The sequence below is a fragment of the Actinosynnema sp. NPDC059335 genome, from assembly GCF_042752395.1.
GTDB lineage: Bacteria > Actinomycetota > Actinomycetes > Mycobacteriales > Pseudonocardiaceae > Actinosynnema.
Genome location: NZ_JBHYXZ010000093.1, coordinates 14,838 through 34,720 on the forward strand (window position 1 = coordinate 14,838; position 19,883 = coordinate 34,720).

The 19,883-nt window shown below is 76.0% G+C and carries 14 protein-coding genes and 1 pseudogene; 5 read left to right on the forward strand and 10 right to left on the reverse strand.

Annotated features, from left to right (window positions below; all coding sequences use genetic code 11):
- The coding region (locus ACFXGA_RS25975) for an amino acid adenylation domain-containing protein (protein WP_378092017.1) at window positions 1–6,597 on the reverse strand (6,597 nt) is incomplete at its 3' end.
- A 279-nt stretch (window positions 6,598–6,876) separates the two neighbouring features.
- Window positions 6,877–7,272: a bacteriophage spanin2 family protein gene (locus ACFXGA_RS25980; protein ID WP_378092019.1), complete on the reverse strand. Its 396-nt coding sequence runs from the start codon at window positions 7,270–7,272 to the stop codon at window positions 6,877–6,879.
- Window positions 7,273–7,571: 299 nt separating this feature from the next.
- On the opposite strand from ACFXGA_RS25980, the gene ACFXGA_RS25985 reads away from it, so the two are divergent.
- Window positions 7,572–8,879 (forward strand): protein kinase, encoded by a 1,308-nt coding sequence (locus ACFXGA_RS25985; protein WP_378092021.1) that lies wholly within the window; start codon window positions 7,572–7,574, stop codon window positions 8,877–8,879.
- Window positions 8,880–9,203: 324 nt separating this feature from the next.
- On the opposite strand, the gene ppk2 is transcribed toward ACFXGA_RS25985, so the two are convergent.
- From ppk2 to ACFXGA_RS26005, 4 genes are all read right to left on the reverse strand, one after another.
- The gene (ppk2, locus tag ACFXGA_RS25990; protein WP_378092023.1) at window positions 9,204–10,220 is read right to left on the reverse strand and encodes a polyphosphate kinase 2; all 1,017 of its coding nucleotides are present in this window, start codon (window positions 10,218–10,220) and stop codon (window positions 9,204–9,206) included.
- Window positions 10,221–10,417: 197 nt separating this feature from the next.
- Window positions 10,418–10,630: a DUF2795 domain-containing protein gene (locus tag ACFXGA_RS25995; protein WP_378092026.1), complete on the reverse strand. Its 213-nt coding sequence runs from the start codon at window positions 10,628–10,630 to the stop codon at window positions 10,418–10,420.
- Between the two features lie 35 nt (window positions 10,631–10,665).
- Window positions 10,666–10,803 carry a hypothetical protein gene (locus ACFXGA_RS26000; RefSeq protein WP_378092028.1) on the reverse strand — a complete coding sequence of 46 codons (138 nt, stop codon included), beginning with the start codon at window positions 10,801–10,803 and terminating at the stop codon, window positions 10,666–10,668.
- A gap of 97 nt (window positions 10,804–10,900) precedes the next feature.
- Window positions 10,901–12,004, reverse strand: a complete 1,104-nt coding sequence (locus ACFXGA_RS26005) for a UDP-N-acetylglucosamine 2-epimerase (RefSeq protein WP_378092030.1) — start codon at window positions 12,002–12,004, stop codon at window positions 10,901–10,903.
- A gap of 155 nt (window positions 12,005–12,159) precedes the next feature.
- Between ACFXGA_RS26005 and ACFXGA_RS26010 the strand changes: the two genes are divergently transcribed.
- The 3 genes and pseudogenes from ACFXGA_RS26010 (at window position 12,160) to ACFXGA_RS26020 (ending at window position 14,061) form a co-directional block, all read left to right on the forward strand.
- Entirely contained in the window at window positions 12,160–12,630 is a 471-nt protein-coding gene (locus ACFXGA_RS26010) for a hypothetical protein (RefSeq protein ID WP_378092032.1), read from the forward strand.
- Entirely contained in the window at window positions 12,630–13,385 is a 756-nt protein-coding gene (locus ACFXGA_RS26015; protein WP_378092034.1) for a sensor histidine kinase, read from the forward strand. The genes ACFXGA_RS26010 and ACFXGA_RS26015 overlap by 1 nt, the downstream gene beginning before the upstream one ends.
- Window positions 13,382–14,061, forward strand: a pseudogene (locus ACFXGA_RS26020) (response regulator). The gene ACFXGA_RS26015 and the pseudogene ACFXGA_RS26020 overlap by 4 nt, the downstream one beginning before the upstream one ends.
- Window position 14,062: 1 nt before the next feature.
- Here ACFXGA_RS26020 and ACFXGA_RS26025 read toward each other — a convergent pair.
- Genes ACFXGA_RS26025 through ACFXGA_RS26040 form a run of 4 tightly spaced genes read right to left on the reverse strand, consistent with a single transcriptional unit; the run spans window position 14,063 to window position 18,970 of the window.
- Window positions 14,063–14,890 carry a cyclase family protein gene (locus ACFXGA_RS26025; protein WP_378092036.1) on the reverse strand — a complete coding sequence of 276 codons (828 nt, stop codon included), beginning with the start codon at window positions 14,888–14,890 and terminating at the stop codon, window positions 14,063–14,065.
- Window positions 14,891–14,950: 60 nt separating this feature from the next.
- A complete protein-coding gene (locus ACFXGA_RS26030; RefSeq protein WP_378092038.1) occupies window positions 14,951–16,051 on the reverse strand; it encodes a zinc-binding dehydrogenase in 1,101 nt (366 codons plus the stop codon).
- Window positions 16,048–16,464, reverse strand: a complete 417-nt coding sequence (locus ACFXGA_RS26035; RefSeq protein WP_378092040.1) for an acyl-CoA thioesterase — start codon at window positions 16,462–16,464, stop codon at window positions 16,048–16,050. The genes ACFXGA_RS26030 and ACFXGA_RS26035 overlap by 4 nt, the downstream gene beginning before the upstream one ends.
- A gap of 13 nt (window positions 16,465–16,477) precedes the next feature.
- On the reverse strand, window positions 16,478–18,970 hold the full coding sequence (locus tag ACFXGA_RS26040) for a LuxR C-terminal-related transcriptional regulator (RefSeq protein ID WP_378092042.1): 2,493 nt from the start codon (window positions 18,968–18,970) through the stop codon (window positions 16,478–16,480).
- A gap of 170 nt (window positions 18,971–19,140) precedes the next feature.
- Between ACFXGA_RS26040 and ACFXGA_RS26045 the strand changes: the two genes are divergently transcribed.
- Window positions 19,141–19,883 (forward strand): alpha/beta hydrolase family protein (locus ACFXGA_RS26045; RefSeq protein WP_378092044.1); only part of this gene is annotated, 743 nt, incomplete at its 3' end.

Below are 19,883 nucleotides of genomic sequence, written 5' to 3' on the forward strand. Positions count from 1 at the left end.
CGGATCCGCCCGCGGGGCGCCCCCCGCCACCCCCACCACCCCCCCACCCCACCCACCCGCCCCGGTAGCCGCGGCCTCCCCCCAGCCCAGGTGGCCGGGCCACGGCCGCCGGGCCCGCGGCCCGCCCAGGACCTCCGACAGCACCTGGAACGCGCTCCACCCGTCCAGCAGCACGTGGTGGAACGTCCACAGCAGACGGACCTCCCGCTCACCGGTCCGCACGACCGCCACCCGGGCCAACGGCCCGGAGGACAGGTCGAACCCGGCCGCCCGGTCCTCGGCCAGCAGCCGCCGCCAGCGCTCCTCCCCCGCCGCGCCCCGCCAGTCGTGGTGCGCGATCGGCAGGTCGACCGACCGCCGCACCACCTGCACCGGCTCGCGCACCCCCTCCCACACCACGGTCGTGCGCAACGCGGGGTTCGCGTCGACCACCCGCCGCCACGCCCGCGCCAGGCCCTCCGGGTCGGCGTCGGCGAGGGTCAGGTGCACCTGCTCCACGTACGCGTCGGGCCGGGACAGGCTGTGGAACAGCATCCCGCTCTGCGCGGGGGTGAGCGGGTACACGTCCTCGACGGACCGGCCGTCGCCCGCGACCAGGTCCAGCTCCGCCTGGTCCAGCCGGGCCAGCGGGAAGTCCGACGGCGTGACGCCGCCCGCGCCGGGCGCGGCGCAGTGGTCGGCGATCTCGCGCAACGCGGTCAGCACCTCCTCCGCCAGCCGCGCCACCTCCGGCGTGGGGTGCGCGTCGGGCGCGTGCAGCCACTCCACCTCCAGCTCCCCGGCGGCGGTGACGGCGGCGGTCACGTCCAGGCGCGGCGCGGTCGTCGGCGGCTTGGCGAGCCGGATGCCGCCGGGGACGCGGGCGAACACCGCGTCGAAGCGGCCCAGGTAGTTGACCCGCGCCCACGGCCGGTGGTCGGCCGGGCGGGTCGTGGTCAGCCAGCGCAGCGCGCCGTGGCCCAGCCCGTGGTGGTGCGCGGCGCGCAGCCCTTCCTTGGCGGCCTTGACCGCCGTGCCCCAGTCGTCGTGCGCCTCGGCGGCGAACGGGCACAGGGTGGTGAACCAGCCGACCGTGCGGGACAGGTCCACCCCGGCGAACAGGTCCTCCCGCCCGTGGCCCTCCAGCTCCAGCGGCACGCGGGCCACCCCGCGCCACCGCCCCAACACCCGGGCCACGGCGGCGACCAGCACGTCCTCGACGCCGGCGCGGTAGGCGGCGGACGCGCCGCGCAGCAACGCGGCCGTGTCCCCGGCCGGCAGCCGCACGGTGACGGCGCGCTCGGGCAGCTCGGGTTCGTCCCGGGCGGCCTCGCCGGTGACGGCGCGGTCCCAGTACGCCGCGTGGTGGTCGAACCCGCCGGCCGCGGCGTGCGCGCGCAGCCGCCGCGCCCACTCGCGGAACGACGTCGTCCTCGGTCCGAGGTCGACGGCCCGGCCGGCGGCGGCCTGCTCGTAGCCGGTCGCCAGGTCCTCCAGCAGGATCCGCCACGACACGCCGTCCACCACGAGGTGGTGCGCCATCAGCACCAGCCGTCGCCCGGACAGCACGGCCCGGAACAGCGGCCCCTCGGCCAACGACGGCCGCCACTCGTCCGGCCCGGCGGGCCCGGTGGCGAAGACCTCGTGCCCCACCTCCTCCGGCACGTGCTGCCGCCACTGCCCGTCCACCCGCTCGAACCGGGCGCGGAGCTGGTCGTGCCGCACGGGCAGCGCCTCGACCGCGGCCCGCAGCGCGGCCACGTCCACGTCCGGGTCCAGCTCGACCTCGACCCACTGCGCGCAGTGCGCCGGCGTCGGCGCGGTGGCCAGGAACCAGTGCTGGACCGGCGTCAACGGCACCGCGCCGGTCGCGGGTCCGGTGTCGGCGGGCGCGGGCCGGGCCGCGGTGGCGTGCGCCGCGACGCCGCTGAGCGTCTGGTGCAGGAACACGTCCCGGGGCGTCACGGACACGCCCAGCTCCCGGGCCCGCGACACCACCTGGATGCTGAGGATGGAGTCCCCGCCCAGGGCGAAGAAGTTGTCGTCCGCGCCGACCCGTTCGACGCCGAGCACCTCCGCCCAGACCCGGGCCAGCGCCTCCTCGGCCGGCCCGCTCGGCGGCACGTGGGCGCGGGTCGAGCGGGCGCGCGGCGGCGGCAGCGCCCGGCGGTCCACCTTGCCGCTCACCATCAGCGGCAACGCGGGCAGCGGCACGAACACGGCGGGCACGAGGTGCGCGGGCACCCGGTCGGCCAGGAACCGGCGCAGCTCGTCGGTCCCGGTGCCGGCGACGACGTAGGCGACGAGCTGCCGGTGGCCGGGCACGTGCTCGTGCGGCACCACGGCGACCTCGGTCACGTCGGGGTGGCGGCGCAGGGCCGCCTCCACCTCGCCCGGCTCCACCCGGAACCCGCGGATCTTCACCTGGTCGTCGGTGCGGCCCAGGAACTCCAGCAGCCCGTCGGCCGTCCAGCGGACCACGTCGCCCGTGCGGTACAGCCGCCCGCCGTGCCCGAACGGGTCGGCGACGAACCGCCGCGCGGTCAGCCCGGGGTGGCCGAGGTAGCCGCGGGCCAGGCCGGTCCCGCCGACGTGCAGCTCGCCGGGCGTGCCCACCGGCACCGGGTCCAGGTTGTCGTCCAGCACGTAGCAGCGGGCCCCGGTGATCGGGCGGCCGATCGGCAGCGCGGCGGCGGCCAGGTCCGCGGGCCGCACCACGTGCGCGGTGGCGAACGTGGTGTTCTCGGTGGGGCCGTACCCGTCCACGATCCGCAGGTCCGGCACGTGCCGCAGCACGGCGGCGCAGTGCTCGGGCGAGATCACGTCGCCGCCGCTGCCCAGGTGCCGCAGCCCGGCGAACGCGGTCGGGTCGGCGGCGGCGACCTCGTGGAACAGGCCGGCGGTCAGCCACAGCACGGTGACGCCGTGCGCCGCCGTGAAGGCGCGCAGGTCCTCCGGCGACAGCAGCGTCCGGGAGGACACCGCGAGCCGCGCCCCGGACAGCAGCGCCGCCCAGATCTCGAACGTGGACGCGTCGAACGACAGCGTGGAGCACTGCGCCACCACGTCGTGCGGCCCGATCGGGAACGGGTCGCCCTCGGCGAGCCGGGCGACCGACCGGTGCTCGACCAGCACGCCCTTGGGGCGGCCGGTGGAGCCGGAGGTGAACATGACGTAGGCGGCGTTGCGCGGCCGCACCACCACGGGCGGGGCGTGGTCGGGCCACGCGGCGTCCGCCTCCAGGTCCACGACCTCGACCCCGGCGGGCAGCCGGTCGCGCAGGTCGGCGGGCGCGAGCACGAGGCCCGTGCCGGAGTCGGCGACCATGTCGGCGAGCCGGGTCGTCGGGTAGGCCGGGTCCAGCGGCACGAACGCGGCGCCGGCCTTGAGGACGCCCAGCAGCGCGACGACGGCGGCCGGGCCGCGCGGGGCGCAGACGCCGACGCGGTCCTCCGGCCGCACGCCGCGCGCGAGCAGCCCGTGCGCGAGCCGGTTGGCGGAGGCGTCCAGCTCGCGGTAGGTCAGGGACACCCCGTCGCAGGTCACCGCGATCGCGTCGGGCCGGGCGGCGACCCGGTCGGCGAACCGGCCGGTGACCGTGCGGTCCGGGGCGGTCGCGCCGGGCGGCCAGTCGTGCAGCACCCGCCGCCGTTCGCCGGGCGCGAGCAGCCGCAGCCGGGACAGCGGTCGGCCCGGGTCGGCGGCGACGTCGGCGAGCAGCACCAGGAAGCGGTCGACCAGCCGGGCGACGGTGGCGTCGTCGAACAGGTCGGTGCGGTACTCCGCGGCCAGCCGCAGGCCGCGGTCGTCGCGGGTGAACTCGAGCGTCAGGTCGAACGCGGCGGCCCGGCGCGGCGGGTCGAACACCGCCACGTCCAGGCCCTCCAGCGCGGGCGGTGCGGCGGGCGCGTTCTGCAGCGCCACCACCACGTTCACCAGCGGCGAGCGGCCCGCGTCGCGGTCGGGCCGCAGCAGTTCGACCAGGCGGTGGAAGGGCACCTCGTCGTGGTCGAGCGCGTCGCGGACGACGTCCTTGACGCGGCGCAGGAAGTCCGCGAAGGACAGGGCGGGGTCCACTTCGGACCGGATCACCACGGTGTTGACGAAGAACCCCACCAGCCCGGCGAGGTCCGGGTGGTCGCGGCCCGAGGTCACCGTGCCGACCGCGACGTCCCGCCGGCCGCTCACCCGCGCCAGGAACGCCTGCGCCGCCGCCACGAGCGTGGTGAACAGCGTCACGCCGTGGGCGCGGCCCAGCTCGCCCAGGGCGGCGGCGACGTCGGGCGGCACGGTCCGGTGGTGGGTCGCCCCGGCCGTGGTCGCCACCGCCGGGCGCGGCCGGTCGGCGGGCAGGTCCAGCACCGCCATCCCGGCCAGCCGCCGCTCCCAGTGCGCGAGGTGCGCGTCCAGGGCGGCCCCGGCGAGCCGGGCGCGCTGCCGGCGGGCGAAGTCGGTGTAGCGCAGGGGCAGCGGCGGGAGGTCGGGCTCCCGCCCGCGCACCGCGGCGGAGTAGCACAGGCCCAGCTCCTCGGCCAGCACGCCCATCGACCAGCCGTCGGTGACGATGTGGTGCAGGCACAGCACGAGCAGGTGCTCGCCGTCCTCCTCGCCGTCCAGCAGGGCGGCGCGCAGCAGCGGTCCGGTGCGCAGGTCGAACGGCCGGTCCACGAAGTCGGCCAACGCGGTCACGGGTTCCAGCGCGACCTCGTAGGGCGGTCCGACCACCTGCGTGCCGCGGCCGTCGACGGTGTGGAAGGTGGTGCGCAACTGCTCGTGCCGGGCGACGAGCCGGGTCAGCGCGGCGCTCAGCGCGCCCCGGTCGGGTTCGCCGCGCAACCGGAACCCCGCGGTGGTGGTGTACTCCGCGCCGCCGGGCGCGAACTCGTCCAGGAACCACAGGCGTTCCTGCGCGTACGACAACGGCGCGGAGGTGTCGGGCGGCCCGGTGGCGGGGTCGGGCGCGGGGCGGTCGTCGGACAGCTCGGCGGCCAGGGCCTCGACCGTGCGCAGCGCGAACACCCGCCGCGCGGGCAGGTCCGGGTCCAGGGCCGCCACCACCCGCATGGCCAGGATCGAGTCGCCGCCCAGCGCCACGAAGTCGTCGTGCGCGCCGACCCGCTCGACGCCGAGCACGTCCCGCCACACGGCGGCGACCCGTTCCTCGGCGGGGGTGCGCGGCGGCGTCACCGGGCCGGCGGGTCGCGGTTCGGGGAGGCCACGCCGGTCGAGCTTGCCGTTGGGCGTCAACGGCAGCGCGGGCAGCGGCACCACCGGCGACGGCACGGCCTGGGCCGGCAGCCGGTCGGCGAGGAAGGACCGCAGCGCGTCCGGCGCGGTGTCCGCGACCACGTACGCGACCAGCCTGGCGTCCCGCACCACCACCGCCGCGGCGGACACGGCCGGGTGCCGCAACAGGGTCGCCTCGACCTCGCCCGGGTCCACCCGGACCCCGCGCACCTTCACGTGCCCGCCGGTCCGGCCCAGGTGGTCGAGCAGCCCGTCCGGGCGGCGGCGCACCAGGTCGCCGGTGCGGTACATCCGGCTGCCGGGCGGGCCGTGCGGGTCGGCCACGAACGACGCGGCGGTGAGCCCCGGCCGGCCGAGGTACCCGCGGGCCACGCCGGGACCGGCCAGGTACAGCTCGCCCTCCCGCGCCGGGCGCAGCGCGTCGTCCAGGACGTGCGCGCGGACGCCCGCGATCGGCCGGCCCAGCACGGCGTGGTCGACCTCGGTCACCGGGCACAGGAGGCTCTCGACCGCGACCTCGGTGGTGCCGTAGGAGTTGTGGGCGGCGACGCCTGCGGCGACCAGGCTCGCGCACAGGTCCGGGTCCACGGGCTCTCCGCCGGTGACCACGAGCCGCGGCCGGCGGTCGCCGTCGAGCAGGCCCGCGCGCAGCAGCTCGCGCAGCCGTGACGGCGTCTCGTCCAGCACGTCGATCCCGGCGGCCGCGACGTGCGCCGCCAGCGCCCTCGGGTCGGCGAGGGTGTCGTCGTCGATCACGTGCAGCTCGTGCCCGGCCAGCATCCACAGCAGCGGCAGCCACATCGCGTCGAAGCCGAACCCGGCGGTGTGGGCGACCTTCAGCCGGGCCGCCGACGCGAACAGGCCGCCGGCGTGGTGGGCGTGCAGCGCGAGCAGGCCGCGGTGGGTGGCCAGCACGCCGTTCGGGCGGCCGGTGGAGCCGGAGGTGTGCAGCACGTAGGCGAGGTGGTCGGGGGTGAGGCGGGGCGGGGGGATCCCGGCGGCCGGGTGGTCGTCCTCGACGAACGCGGTGGGCACGTCGGGCAGCCGGTGCGCGAGCCGTCGCCGGGTGAGGACGAGGGCCGGGCGCGAGTCGGCCAGCAGCTCCGCCAGCCGCGTGTCCGGCAGGTCGGCGGCCAGCGGCGCGACCGCGCCACCCGCCCGCAGGATCGCGAGCAGGGCCGCCACCGCGTCCACGCCCCGGTCGAGCAGCAGGCCGACCGGGTCTTCCGGCCGCACGCCGCGCGCGAGCAGCCCGTCCGCCACCCGCTCCACCCTCGCGGCCAATTCCCGAAAGGTGAGCCGTTGCGCGCCGCACACCACCGCGGTCACGTCCGGTTCGACGCCGACACGGTCCGAGAAGAGGTCGGGCACGCTTTCCACCGACAACGGCCCGACCTCCATGCGCAATTCCGCCAGTCGACTCCGGATTTCGCCCGATGTCCGCGACGACCGGGCCGCCGACGTTTCCAGCGGTGGCCGGCGGCGGCAACCGCCGATCGGCGGCATACCATTTCGGGGAACCGAACCGGCTACCCCGGGCAGCCGGTTCGCTAATTCCCGGACCGCACGACCGGATTATTTCGACCCCGATCCGGAGGACGCGGGAAAAAGACGTTCAGCCGACCCCGTGCCGAATAGCGGTTCCGGGGCTCAGGGGGCGCAGGCGGCGGTGAGGTCGGCGACCCGGGCGGCCTTGTCCTCCAGCCACGCGGCCGGGCGCAGGACCAGGTCCTCCAGGGTCACGTCGCGCAGCGTGGCGGCCAGCGCGCCGACGGCCTCGTTCACGGTCGTGTTCCCCGCGTCGGCCGCCAGGTCGGCCAGGGTGGCGCCGGCGGCGTGGGCCTGGTCCACCGCGCGCTCCGGGCTCGACGTGTCGAACACGGTCGTGGCCTGGGACAGCGCCTCGGTGCAGACCTGCACGGTGGAGGCGGTGTCGGCGACGGCGGCGGCCGCGTCGGAGGCTTCCTGCAACGAACCGCACGCGCTCAGCGCGGTGACGGCGGTGATCGTGGCGATGGTGGCGACTACCCGGGACGTGACGCGCATGGCTCCTCCGGCTCTCGTCCGAACCAGAGGTCTCCCCGGCCACCGAGCGCGGTGACGCCGTGACCGGGCCGCCGCGGAGCGGCCGTAGTGACGATCACGGGCGGAGTGGGTACTCCCCTCTGCCACCAGCATGCCGGTGATCGAACCGGGCGTCAAAGTGACGCCGGTTACGCGCCGTTTCCGGCCGCCGGCACGATCATCGACGTGCGGAAAGACGACCCGAGCCGTGCTCACCTGTTTGCGCGAGGCGTGCGCAGGGCATTCGGAAGTGTCCTGATCACGCGACCGGAGGTATGACGGTGTCACCCTCGGTAAGCGACAACGTGCTGGCCGACCGCTACCAGTTGATCGAGCCGATCGGGGCCGGCGGCATGGCCGAGGTCCACCGCGCGTGGGACGCGGTCCTGCGCCGGCACGTCGCGATCAAGCTCTTCCAGCCCGGTTTCGACCCCGCGGCCGCGCAGCGGTTCGACAACGAGGTCCGCGTGCTGGCCGCGCTCTCCCACCCGGCGCTGGTCTCGGTGTACGACGCCGACACCACCGGTCCCCGGCCGTTCGTGGTGATGCGCCTGGTCGAAGGCCGGACCTTGCACGACCGGATGACACTCGGCCCGGTGCCGGTCGACGAGGTGCGCACGCTCGGTGCCCGACTGGCCGACGCGCTCGCACACGTGCACGCCCACGGCCTCGTGCACCGGGACGTGAAGCCGGCGAACATCCTGCTCGACCAGGACGACGACGCCTACCTCGCCGACTTCGGCCTGGCCCACCTGACCGGCGCGACCCGGCTGACCCGCACGAACCAGCTCGTCGGCACCGCCGCCTACCTCGCGCCCGAGCAGGTGCTGGGCGGGGACGTCGACCACCCGACCGACGTGTACGCGCTCGGCCTGGTGCTGCTGGAGTGCCTGACCGGGCGGCGCGAGTACCCGGGCAGCGAGGTGGAGGCGGCGGTCGCCCGGCTGCACCGCCCGCCGGTGGTGCCCGTGGAACTGCCCGCCGACCTGCGCCGCCTGTTGGCCGCGATGACGGCGTCCGCGCCGGAGGACCGCCCGACCGCGCACGAGTGCGCGCGGGTCCTGGGCGCGTTCCCGCCCGCGTACCCCGCACCGGCCGAGCCGGACCCCGGCGACCCGACCGAGGAGCTGCCGCGCCGGGCGGGCACGTCGTGGAAGGCGCTGGTGGCGTCGGCGGGCGCGATGGCCGGGGCGTTCGCGATCACGCTGGCCGCGCTGTCGGGCGACGAGCCGGCGACCCCGTCGCCGCCGGGACCGGCCACGCAGCAGGCCGAGCCGAAGCAGGCGGTCTCCTCGGACACGGCGGAGGACCCGGCCCAGCCCCGGTTCCTGGTCACGCCCCGCGCCCCGGCCCCGTCCGAGGAGACGACCTCCGCCGCCCCGACCGGCACGCCGGCGGGCGACACCCCCGAACCCGTGACGGACGGCGGCACCACCACCACCGCCAACCCCGTGCCCACCACCACGCCGCAGCAGCAGCCGACGACGAGCCAGGCCCCCACCGCCACGCAGAGCCCGAGCGCCAGCCCGGACCCCGTCGAGCCGCCGGCCGAGCCCACCGGCGACGGGAACCCGAACGACGGCACCTGAGCGCCGGCACCGGGATGACGACACCGGAATGACGACACCGGGATGACGCCGGTTGCCGGCGGATCCCGCCCCGGCAACCGAACCCGAGCGACCACGACGGCGGACCCGCGGACCGGCCCCGCCACCCGGCTCACCGGTCGGGCACCGCGCCGAGACTCGTCAGCGGCGGATCCGGCGGTGGACCCGTCAGGGATGGCCCTCGGCGGTGGATCTGCCGGCGTTGCGCCCGTCGGCGGTAGGCCCGTCGGCGGCTGATCCCCGCAGTGGACTGGGGCTGGATCCCCGCGGCGCACTCGTCAGGGCCGGGTCGCCGCGGTGGACCCGTCAGGGGTGGATTCCGGCGGTGGATCCGTCGGGAGTGCACCCGTCGGGGTGGATGCCGGGTCCGTGGTCCGGGTCGTCCGCCGGCGCGATCGGGGTCGGGCTGAGCGACGACTCGTCCTCGCCCTCCTCCAGCAGCGTGGCCGCGGGCCCGACCACGCGCGGGTCCGGCTCGCCCACCACGTCGTGGTCCTTGTCCGCGTACTCGACGCGCGCCAGCACGCTGCGCATGGCCTCGATGCGGGCCCGCTTCTTGTCGTTGCTCTTCACCACGGTCCACGGCGCGGCCTCGGTGTCGGTGGCGCGGAACATCGCCACCTTCGCCTCGGTGTAGGCGTCCCACCGGTCCAGCGACTTGATGTCGTTGGGGCTGAGCTTCCACTGCCGCACCGGGTCCACCTGCCGGATCAGGAACCGCGTCCGCTGCTCCGCCCGCGACACCGAGAACCACAGCTTCACGAGCACGATCCCGTCGTCCACCAGCATCCGCTCGAACGTCGGGGCCTGCCGCATGAACCTCTCGTACTGCTCGTCGGTGCAGTACCCCATCACCCGCTCGACCCCGGCGCGGTTGTACCAGGACCGGTCGAACAGCACGATCTCCCCGGCGGTCGGCAGGTGGTTGACGTACCGCTGGAAGTACCACTCCCCCTGCTCGCGCTCGGTCGGCTTGCCCAGCGCGACCACGCGCGCGCCGCGCGGGTTGAGGTGCTCGGTGAAGCGCTTGATGGTGCCGCCCTTGCCCGCCGCGTCACGGCCCTCGAACACGATGACCATCCGGCCGCCGGTGTCCTTGATCCAGTACTGGAGCTTGAGCAGCTCGATCTGGAGCAACCGCTTGGCCAGCTCGTAGTCCTCGCGCGAGAGGCGCGTCGGGTACGGGTAGTTCTCCCGCCAGGTGTCGATCTCCGAGCCGTCGGGGTGGCGGAGCACCGGGTCGTCCCCGTCCTCGTAGTCCACCACGAGGTCGTCCACGCGCAGGCCGGGGAAGAGGTCGGCGATGTCGAGCGGGGTGTTCACGCTTCCGACGTACCCGGGCGCAGATCGGGCAAACCCGACCGGGTGGCCGATGACGCACATCTCGTCGCCGACCGCCACGACCCGCGCGTCGGGCTCCAGCCGGCCGACGCCGGAGGGCCGAAGTCGGTCACACCGCGTGACGTCACCCGGACGTGTCAACCCGCCGAACGCCGGACTCGTCCGTCCACTGTGGACGGCTAGCGGGCGTCGCGCCGCTGGTCGATCGCGGCCGACTCGACCACCTGGTCGAAGGACTCGTAGCGGCGGTCCGGGATCGAGTGCAACGCGTGCACGGTGTCCTCGTCGGCGTTGTTGCGCGACGCGTGGTCGACCAACTGCCCCTTGTCGGCCGGGTACGCGACGTCCCCGAGCACGTTCCGCAACCGGCCCACCGTCGTCGTGTCGCTCATCGCTCTCCTCCCGAACGCGTCGGTCGCCCACCCGGTTACCCCGCCCGGCCGCGCCGACACGCGCCGGGTCGGCGGCGGGCCGGCGACCCGCCGATCCGCAGCCCGCCGATCCGCAGCCCGCCGATCCGCAGCCCGGCGATCCGCAGCCCGGCGTGCGCCCGGGTCGGCGGCAAGCGGTCGGCAGCCCACCGGTCGGCGGTCCGCAGGCCGGCGGCAACCCGCGGGTCGGTGGCACGCCGGTCGGTGGCACGCCGGTCGGTGGCACGCCGGTCAGCGGCGTGCGCCGGTCCGGACCACGTCGCGCACGGCGGCGGCGATGCGCCGGCCGCCGCGCCCGTCCCCGAACGGCGACGGCAGGGCGGCGAGCGCGGCACGGCGGTCGTCGCCGTCGGCGAGCCAGTCCAGCGCGAGGTCCGTGAGGTCGTCGCCGGGGCCGACGGGCACGCCGAAGTCGCGCAACGCCTCGGGCCGCGCGGTCTGCCGCCCCACCGCCAGGACCGGTCGCTTGAGAACGGTGGCCTCCTCCAGCACCGCGTCGGAGTCGGTGACGAGCAGGGCCGCGTGCCGGGCCAGCGCCAGGAACTCCGAGTGCCACAGCCGGTCCACCACGCGCAGGCCCATCCCGCACGACAGCGCGCCGGCGCGGGCCAGCGCCGCCTTCGTGCGCGGGTCCGCGGGCAGCACGACCGGGTGCCCGGCGTCCACCACCCCGGCGAGCTGGTTCGCCAGCGAGAACAGGGCCTCCTCGTCGTCCACGTGCCCCAGGGTGGCCAGCACGTAGTCGTCGGGCCGCAGCCCCCGGTCCCGCAGCACGGCGAGCCGGCCCGGCTCCGACCCGAGGCGGTGGCGCACGGCCTCCACGGCGGTGGTGCCGGTCACCCGGACGTCCCGGTCGCCGAGGCCCTCGGCCTCCAGGTTGCCCACGTCGCCGGGGGTGGCCGCGCACAGCACGTCGGCGGCCCGGTCGAGCACGACCCGGTTCTGCTCCTCGGCGCGGTGCGGCTCGTGGCCGCGCAGCCCGGCGTCCACCCGGACCACCGGGATGCCCTGCGCGCCGGCGGCGAGCGCGGCGGCCACCGCGGTGTCGGACGCGCCCGGCACGAGCACGGCGTCCGGGCGGTCGGCGGCGAACGCCCGCCGCATCCCCTCCAGGGCCACCGCGATGCGGCAGCCGCGCACGTCGCCGGCCACCGCGGCGGACTCGTCCCGCGCGGGGCGGACGACCCGGGCGGCGTCGCCCAGCGCGCCGAGCACGGGCGCGAGCTTGAAGACCTCCGGCCGGGCGCCGAGGACCGCCGCGACGCCGCCGGGTCGCAGGGCGGGCGCGGGCGTGGGTGCGGTGTGGACGGTCGGGCGTCGGAGCGTGGCGGTCATCGGGGCCTCCGTCGGTCGAATGGTCGGTCCTCTCCAGGAGACCCCCGTCGGGGCGGTGGCCGTGTCGTCCCCCGGTGACAGGTCGGTGCGCCTTGTGGACGCGGGTTGACGGCTCGGTCGTCCGCGAGTCGCCGGGGCGCGGTGGAGCTGCTTGCATGGTGCGGGTGATCCGACGGTGGCAACGCCTGTTCCGCTCACGGCGGGCCAGGGACGTCATGGCGGCGCTGGTGATCGCCGGTCCGGCCGCGGTGGGGCTGCTGACCGGGCTGCACCGCACCGCGCCCACGCCGACGCCCGCCGCGTTCGCCGCGATCTCGGCGTTGTGCGCGGTGGTGGTCGGGTTGTGGCGGCGCGACCACGATTGGCCGGCCGTGGTGGTGGCGTGCGCCACGTTCCTGCTGACCGACCTGCCGTACCCGATCTACGTGATGACGTTCTCGCTGACCAGGCGGCGGCGCTGGCTGCCCGCCGTGGTGTCCATGGCGTGCGTGCTGCTGTGGCCGACGCACCAGGTGCTCTTCCAGCCGGTGGCCACCGGTCGCCTGTTCGAGTTCCGGGCCGACCTGCCCGCGCACGGGGTCAACGGGCTCGTGTACTGGTCGCTCGCCGCCGTGCCCCGTTCGTGATGGGCCTGGCGAAGAACAGCCTGGAGGAGGCGTCGGCCGAGCGCGAGCGGCTCGCGGCGCAGTCGGCCGAGCGGCAGCAGCGGTTGCGCGAGAGCACGCTGCGGGAGCGGAGCCTGACCGAGCGGGCCCGGCTGGCGTCGATGATGCACGACGGCGTCGGCCACCACGTGACCGTGATGGTGACCACGGCGGGCGCGATCAGCGTCGACCCGACGGCCACCGAGTCGGTCCGGCGGCGGTGCGAGCTGATCGCGGACGTCGGCCGGGAGGCGATCGGGCAGCTCCGCGAGGTGCTCGACGTGCTGTCCGCGCCGGCGGACGCGCACGGCCCGGCGCCGGCGTTCGGCCTCGACGACGTGGCGGACCTGGTGCGCGACTACCGGTCGCTGGGCGTCGAGGTGGCCTACTCGGCGGACGTGCCGGGCGTGGTGCCCGGCACCACCGGGGACCTGTGCTACCGGATCGTGCGCGAGTCGCTGGCCAACGTGCTGCGGCACGCCGCCGTGCCGAGGGCCGAGGTCCGGCTGGTGGCGGACGACCGGGTGCGGCTCACCGTGGCCAGCCCGCTCGGGCCGCGCCACCCGCCGTCCCTGCCCGGCACGGGCCGCGGCCTGCGGCTGCTGGCCGAGGAGGCGGCGCTGGAGGGCGGGGACCTCACCGCCGCGCCGTCGCCGGACGGCTCCCGGTTCGTGCTGCGCGCCGAGCTGCCGCGCGGTCGCGGCCCCGGTGCCCCCGTGGGACGATCGGCGGCATGATCAGGGTGCTCGTCGTGGACGACCAGGCCCTGATCCGCGCCGGGACGAGGGCGGTTTTGGAGTCCGCGGGCGACATCGAGGTGGTGGGCGAGGCGGCCGACGGCGCGGAGGCGGTCGCGGCGTGCCGCGCGCACCGGCCGGACGTGGTGCTGATGGACCTGCGCATGCCCCGGGTGGACGGCGTGACCGCCACCGCGCGGCTCAAGCGCTCGCCGGACCCGCCGCTGGTGCTGGCGCTGACCACGTTCGACGACGACCAGCTGATGATCGACGCGCTGACCGCGGGCGCGGACGGCTTCCTGCTCAAGCAGCTCCGGCCGAAGGACCTGGTCAACGCGGTGCGCGCGCGCACGGCGGCGCGTCGGTGATCGACACGGGGCTGAGCAGGCGGATCCTGCGGCGGATCTCCGGCCCGACCGCGGGGTCCACCGCGTTCCCCGACGCGGCCGGGCGGCTCGGGCTGCTCAGCGAGCGGGAGCGGGAGGTCCTCGGCCTGGTCGGGCTCGGGCTGGACAACGCCGGGATCGCCGAGCGGCTCTTCATGAGCGTGTCGACGGTCAAGACCTACGTGTCGCGGACCCTGGCGAAGCTGGAGCTGGACAACCGCGTCCAGGCCGCGTTGCTGGCCAGCCAGCTGCGGTTGACGCCGGCCGACCACCCGCCGGACGACGCCTGACCTACCCCTTCGGCCCGGCGGTCTTCGGCACGAACGCGTAGACGCTGGCGGGCGAGCCGGAACCGCGCCGGTTCACCGTGCCGCCGACGAGGACGTGCGCGCCGGTCGGCGGCAGCTGGGCCAGGTTCGCCAGGATCTCCAGGCTGATCCGGTGCTCCCGGTACAGCAGCTTGGACACCCGGTACTCCACGTCCAGCGCCGACTCGGGGCTGAACGTGTCCGTGCCCAGCGCGCCCCGGCGGCCCAGCCGGCCGGTGTCGACCAGCCACCGCACCGCCTCCAGCGAGAACCCAGGCTGGTGCATCCGCCCGTCGGCGTCGAAGTTGAAGAACGCCGGGGTGCCCCAGCGGTCCTCCCACCCCGTCCACAGCACGACCGCGGCCTCGTTCGGGATGCGACCGTGGCGCTTCTCCCACCGCCGCAGGTCGGCGACGCTCACCTCGTAGTCCGCGTCGCGGGCGGCCTGCTCGCGCACGTCGATCCGCACGGCGGGCAGGAACAGGTCCTCGGCGTCCAGCTCGTCGGCGTGCGGCTGGTCGGCGTTGAAGTGCGCGGGCGCGCCCCAGTGCGTGCCGGTGTGCTCCCCCTGCTGCACGTACTGCAGGTAGAAGCCGTGCTCCGGCACCGTCGTCACGGTCGTCATCGTGAACGCCGGGTCGCCGGGGTAGACGTTGGTCCGGTCCGGGTCGTTGACGTGGGCGAGGTTCACCAGCCGGTAGTCGGCCAGGCCGAGCCCGCCGGCGCGGCCCGAGGCGCCCGCCGAACCGCCGGCCGCGAACATCCCGCCCACCGCGGTGGCCACACCCGCGAGCATCGACCGTCTCCGCACCGCAGACCACTCCTTCAGCCCCACAGTCACCCGATCCGGGCAACCGTACCGGCTGACTGATCACAAAACGACGACCTGCCGGACGGCTTCTCCTGACGCCAAACGGGTGAACCCGGTGTTGATGTCGTCCAGCGCGAGCCGGCCCGAGAGCAGTTCCTGCACCGGCAGCAGCCCCGCCCGGTACAGCTCGACGAACCGCGGCACGTCCCGCCGCGGCACGCACGAGCCGAGGTAGCTGCCCTTGAGCGTGCGCTCCTCCGCGACCAGGCTCAACGCGGGCAGCGAGACCGTGCGGTCGGGGTGCGGCAGGCCGACGGTCACCGTGGTGCCGCCCGCGCCGGTGGCCAGGTACGCCTGTTCCAGCACCGCGGCGACACCGGTCGTGTCGATCACCTTGTCGGCGCCGCCGCCGGTCACCGACCGCACCGCCTCCACCGCGTCCGGCCCGCCGGCCACGTCGTGCGTCGCGCCGAGCTTGCGCGCCAGCTCGCGCTTGTGGGCGACGACGTCCACGGCGACGACCTGCGCCGCGCCCGCCGCCCGCGCGGCCAGCAGCGCGGCCAGCCCGACCCCGCCCAGGCCGAACACCGCGACCCGGTCGCCGGGCGCCACCTGCGCGCTGTAGAACGCCGCTCCCGCGCCGGTGAGCACCGCGCAGCCGAACAGGGCGGCGATCTCGAACGGCAGGTCCGCGGGCACGAGCGTGGCCGACTTCTCCGACACCACGGCGTACTCGGCGAACCCGGACACGCCCAGGTGGTGGTGCGGGCGCGTGCCGTCGGGCAGCCGCAGCCGCCGTCCGCCGCCCAGCAGCGCGCCCTCGCGGTTGGCCGCCGCGCCCGGCTCGCACAGCGCCTGCCGCCCGGACACGCACCGGCGGCACGAGCCGCAGGCGGGCACGAACGACAGCACCACCCGGTCGCCGACGGCGAAGTCCGACGCGCCCGGCCCGGTCTCGACCACCTCGCCCGCGGCCTCGTGGCCGAGCAGCATCGGCAGCGGCCGGATCCGCGACCCGTCGATCACCGACAGGTCGGAGTGGCACAGCCCGGTGGCGCGCACCCGCACCAGCAGCTCGCCGTCGCCCGGCGGGTCCAGCTCCAGGTCGAGCACCCGCAGCGGTCCGCCGACCTCGGTCAGCACCGCGCCCCTGGTCCTCACGCGACCACCAGCCCTTCCATCGCGGCGCGCAGCCCGGCCGGGATGGCCACCGGCTTGCGCGTGTCGCGGTCGGTGAACACGTGCACGAAGTGCCCCTCGGCGACGACCTCGTCCCGCCCCTCCGGGTAGAAGCCGATCTCGTAGCGGACGCTGGACCGGCCGAGGTGGCCGATGCGCAGGCCCGCGTCGACGGCCTCGGGGAACGCGATGGACGAGCGGTAGTTGCAGTGGGACTCCACGCACAGCCCGATGGCCTGCCCGCGGTGGATGTCCAACCCGCCCTCCCCGATCAACCAGGTGTTGATCACGGTGTCCATGAAGGCGTAGTGCACGACGTTGTTCACGTGCCCGTACACGTCGTTGTCGTGCCAGCGGGTCGGGATCCGCTGCCAGTGCCGGTAGTCGTCGCGCACCACACCTCCTGGGTCAGTCGAGCATCCGGGTCAGCTCGACGCGGGACCGCACCTCGAGCCTGGCGAAGATGTTGCGCAGGTGGTGCTCGACGGTGCGGTGGCTCAGGAACAGCCGGGCGGCGACCTCCCGGTTGGTCGCGCCCTCGGCGACGAGCCGGGCGATCTGCGCCTGCTGCGGGGTCAGCGCCGAGGTCGGGTCGGCGTCGGCGCGGCGGGCGGCGCGGCGGCCGGCGCGGTCGGCGCTCCGCTCGGCCTGGGCGGGCGCCACGGCCTCGCCCGCGGCGCGCAGCTCGGCGCGGGTCCGCGCGACCCAGCGGTCGGCGTCGTAGCGCTGGAAGATCTTCACCGCGTCGCGCAGCAGCTCGCGCGCGGCGCGGGGTTTGCGGTCGCGGCGCAGCCGGTGGCCGTAGAACAGCTCGGTCTTGGCCAGCTCCATCGCGGTGCCGCTGGCCCGGTGCAGCCGGATCGCCTCGCGGAAGTGCTCCTCGGCGCGCGTGCCGTGGGCGAGCAGGCCGCGGCAGCGGTGCGACAGGGCCAGCCGGGCCGCGCTGCCCGTGGTGCCCGCCCACTTCTCGTACCGGCGCAGCGCCCGGTCCGCCGTGCCGGGCCGGCCGCAGCCGACGGCGGCCTCCACGACGTGCGGCGCGGCCATCACCTTGATGCCGGTGTGCACGCCGCCCGAGCCGGCGGCCATCAGCCGCAGCCGGTCCAGGGCGTCGGCCGGGCGGTCCAGCGCCAGGTCCACGCAGGCGAACGCCCACGCGCCGAACGTGCCGGACCGGCCCAGTCCCCGTTCGGCGATCTGCTCGGCGGCGGCGTCGATGCGGTGCATCGCGGTGTCGGTGTCGCCGCGCAGGGCGGACACCAGGGCGAGGATCGTGAGGTGGTCCACCACGGCGTTGTGCTGGCCGATGGCGGTGGCCGCGTGGACGCCCTCGAACGCGGCCGACAGCGCCGGCGAGTGGTGGTCCAGCAGCAGCGCCGACAGCGCCCGGTAGACCAGCGCCCACGGCACCAGGGCGGTCAGGCCGTGCTCGTGCGCCGCGGTGACCGCGCTGGTCGCCAGCTCGTGCGCCCGGGTCGCGTCGCCCAGGGTGTAGGCGGCCTGGCCGCCCCAGATCTTGGCCTGCGGGTGCGGCACCCGTTCGGCCAGCTCTACCACCGAGCGCAGCACGGGCAGCGCCTCCTCGTGCCGCCCGGCGAACGTGGCCGCCATGCCCGCGAGGTGGTCCAGCGTGATCCGGGTCTCGTCCGGCTCGTCGGGCAGCCGCAGGCCCGCCGCGAACCGGGCGGTCTCGGCGTAGCGGGCGTGGTCGCCCGCGATGCTGGCCGCCTCCCCGGCGAAGCCCAGCGCGGTGATGGCGAGGGCGCGGTGGGTGCCGACCAGCTCGCCGGCCGCCTGGAGCAGCCGGCGCACCGCGACGTCCGGCAGGCCGTGGCCCAGGTCGATGCCGCCGCGCACCAGCTCCGTGCGGGCCCGCAGCTCGGCGCTGTCGGTGAGCCGGGCGGCGGTGCGCAGCGCGACCCTGGCCCGGCGCGGCGCGCCGGAGGCCCAGTGGTCGGTGGCGGCCGCGATCAGGTGCCGCGCCCGGGCGTCCGGGTCGGAGGTCAGCGCGGCGGCGCGGTCGTGGTCGCGCGCCGCGGCCGGGTAGTCGCCGCAGCGGCGGGCGCGGCGCGCCGAGTCGGCCAGCCGGGCGGCGAACGCGTCACGCGCGCCGGGCGCGCGGGCGGCCTCGTGCCACGTGCGGCGGGGGCCGGGCGGCAGGTTCCCGGCCAGCGCGGCGTGCGCGGTGTAGCGCAGGGCCAGCGGGATCCCGGTGCGCAGCGCGGACCGGACCAGCGGCCCGCCGTCGAGCAGGGCGGCGGCCTCCTCGACCGCGGCCAGGTCGAGGTCGGGCATCCGGGCCAGGGTGTCGGCGTCCACCTCGTCGTCCACCACGCTCACCGCCACCGCGAACCGGGCCTGCGGCGACAGCGCGCGGAAGCGGGCGCTGAACCGGGCCCGCAGCGAGCTGTCCTCGGGCAGCGCGTCGGGCGCGGGCGCGGTGCCGCCCAGCTGCTCGGAGGTCAGCGCGCGGGCCAGCTCGGTGAGCGCCAGCGGGTTGCCCCTGGCCAGGTCGGCGACGTCGTCGGCCAGGCCGGGCGCGAGTCCGGGCCGCAGGTCGCGCAGCACCCGCAGGCTGTCGGCGTGGTCGAGCGGGTCGAGCCGCACCCACGGCAGCCCGTACGGCCCGCCCTCGGTGGCGATCAGCAGCGCCACCGGCTCGTCGGCGACCTGCGCGGCCAGCCCGACCAGCCAGTCGGTGTCCTCCAGCAGGTGCGCGTCGTCCACGCGCAGGAGCACCTCGCGGCCGGACGCGGCGAAGGCGTCCCGCGCGGCGGCGAGCATCGCGGTCTTGCCCGACCCGGCGCCGCCGCGCAGCACCAGCGCCCCGCCGTGGCCGGCGCGGGCGCGGGCGAGCAACGCGTCGACGGCGACGCGCTGCCGGTCACGTCCGCGCAGCATGGGGCCAGTCTGGCCGGAGGGCGAGGGTCGGCGGAAGGGCTGCGGCGGAAATTATCTACCGGTGTTAGTTTTCGCTCGGGACCGGTGGTTGCACCGATGCGGAGCGCTCACCCGGTGACGCAGGGTCATCGCTGTCCGCAGTTTCCCTGCCAAGCGAGGTGTACACCGACGTGCAACTCCGCACACTGATCCCCGCGCTCGTCCCCGCGCTGGTCCTGTCCCTGGTCGGCGTGGCGCCGGCGCACGCCGAGGTCGAGTACCGACGCGGCCCGGCCCCGACCAACGCCGGCATCGAGGCGCTCCGCGGCCCGTTCGCCACCTCCTCCACCTCGGTGTCGTCGCTCGTGAGCGGCTTCGGCGGTGGCACGATCTATTACCCGACGAGCACCGCCGAGGGCACCTTCGGCGCGATCGCCATCTCACCCGGCTTCACCGGCACGGAATCCACCATCGCGTGGCTGGGTCCCCGCATCGCGTCGCAGGGCTTCGTGGTGATCACCATCGCCACCAACACCCTCTACGACCAGCCCGACAGCCGCGCGAGCCAGCTGCTGGCCGCGCTCGACTACCTGACCCAGCGCAGCGACGTCCGCAGCCGGATCGACGCGTCCCGCCTGGGCGTCATGGGCCACTCGATGGGCGGCGGCGGCACGCTCCGGGCCGCCGAGGAGCGCCCGGCCCTGCAGGCCGCGATCCCGCTGACCGGGTGGCACACCGACAAGACCTGGGGCAGCGTTCGGGTGCCGACCCTCGTCGTCGGCGCGGAGGACGACACGGTCGCGCCCGTGGCGTCGCACTCCATCCCCTTCTACACCTCGCTGCCGTCCACGCTGGACAAGGCGTACCTGGAGCTGAACGGCGCGAGCCACTTCGCGCCCAACACCTCGAACACGACCATCGCCAAGTACAGCAT

Coding starts and splice junctions, on each gene's coding strand:
- ACFXGA_RS26015 (WP_378092034.1), top strand. CDS start 12,630: ATGGGCCTGGCGAAGAACAGCCTGGAGGAGGCGTCGGCCGAGCGCGAG.
- ACFXGA_RS25980 (WP_378092019.1), bottom strand. CDS start 7,272: ATGCGCGTCACGTCCCGGGTAGTCGCCACCATCGCCACGATCACCGCC.
- ACFXGA_RS26040 (WP_378092042.1), bottom strand. CDS start 18,970: ATGCTGCGCGGACGTGACCGGCAGCGCGTCGCCGTCGACGCGTTGCTC.
- ACFXGA_RS26005 (WP_378092030.1), bottom strand. CDS start 12,004: ATGACCGCCACGCTCCGACGCCCGACCGTCCACACCGCACCCACGCCC.
- ACFXGA_RS26010 (WP_378092032.1), top strand. CDS start 12,160: ATGGTGCGGGTGATCCGACGGTGGCAACGCCTGTTCCGCTCACGGCGG.
- ACFXGA_RS25995 (WP_378092026.1), bottom strand. CDS start 10,630: ATGAGCGACACGACGACGGTGGGCCGGTTGCGGAACGTGCTCGGGGAC.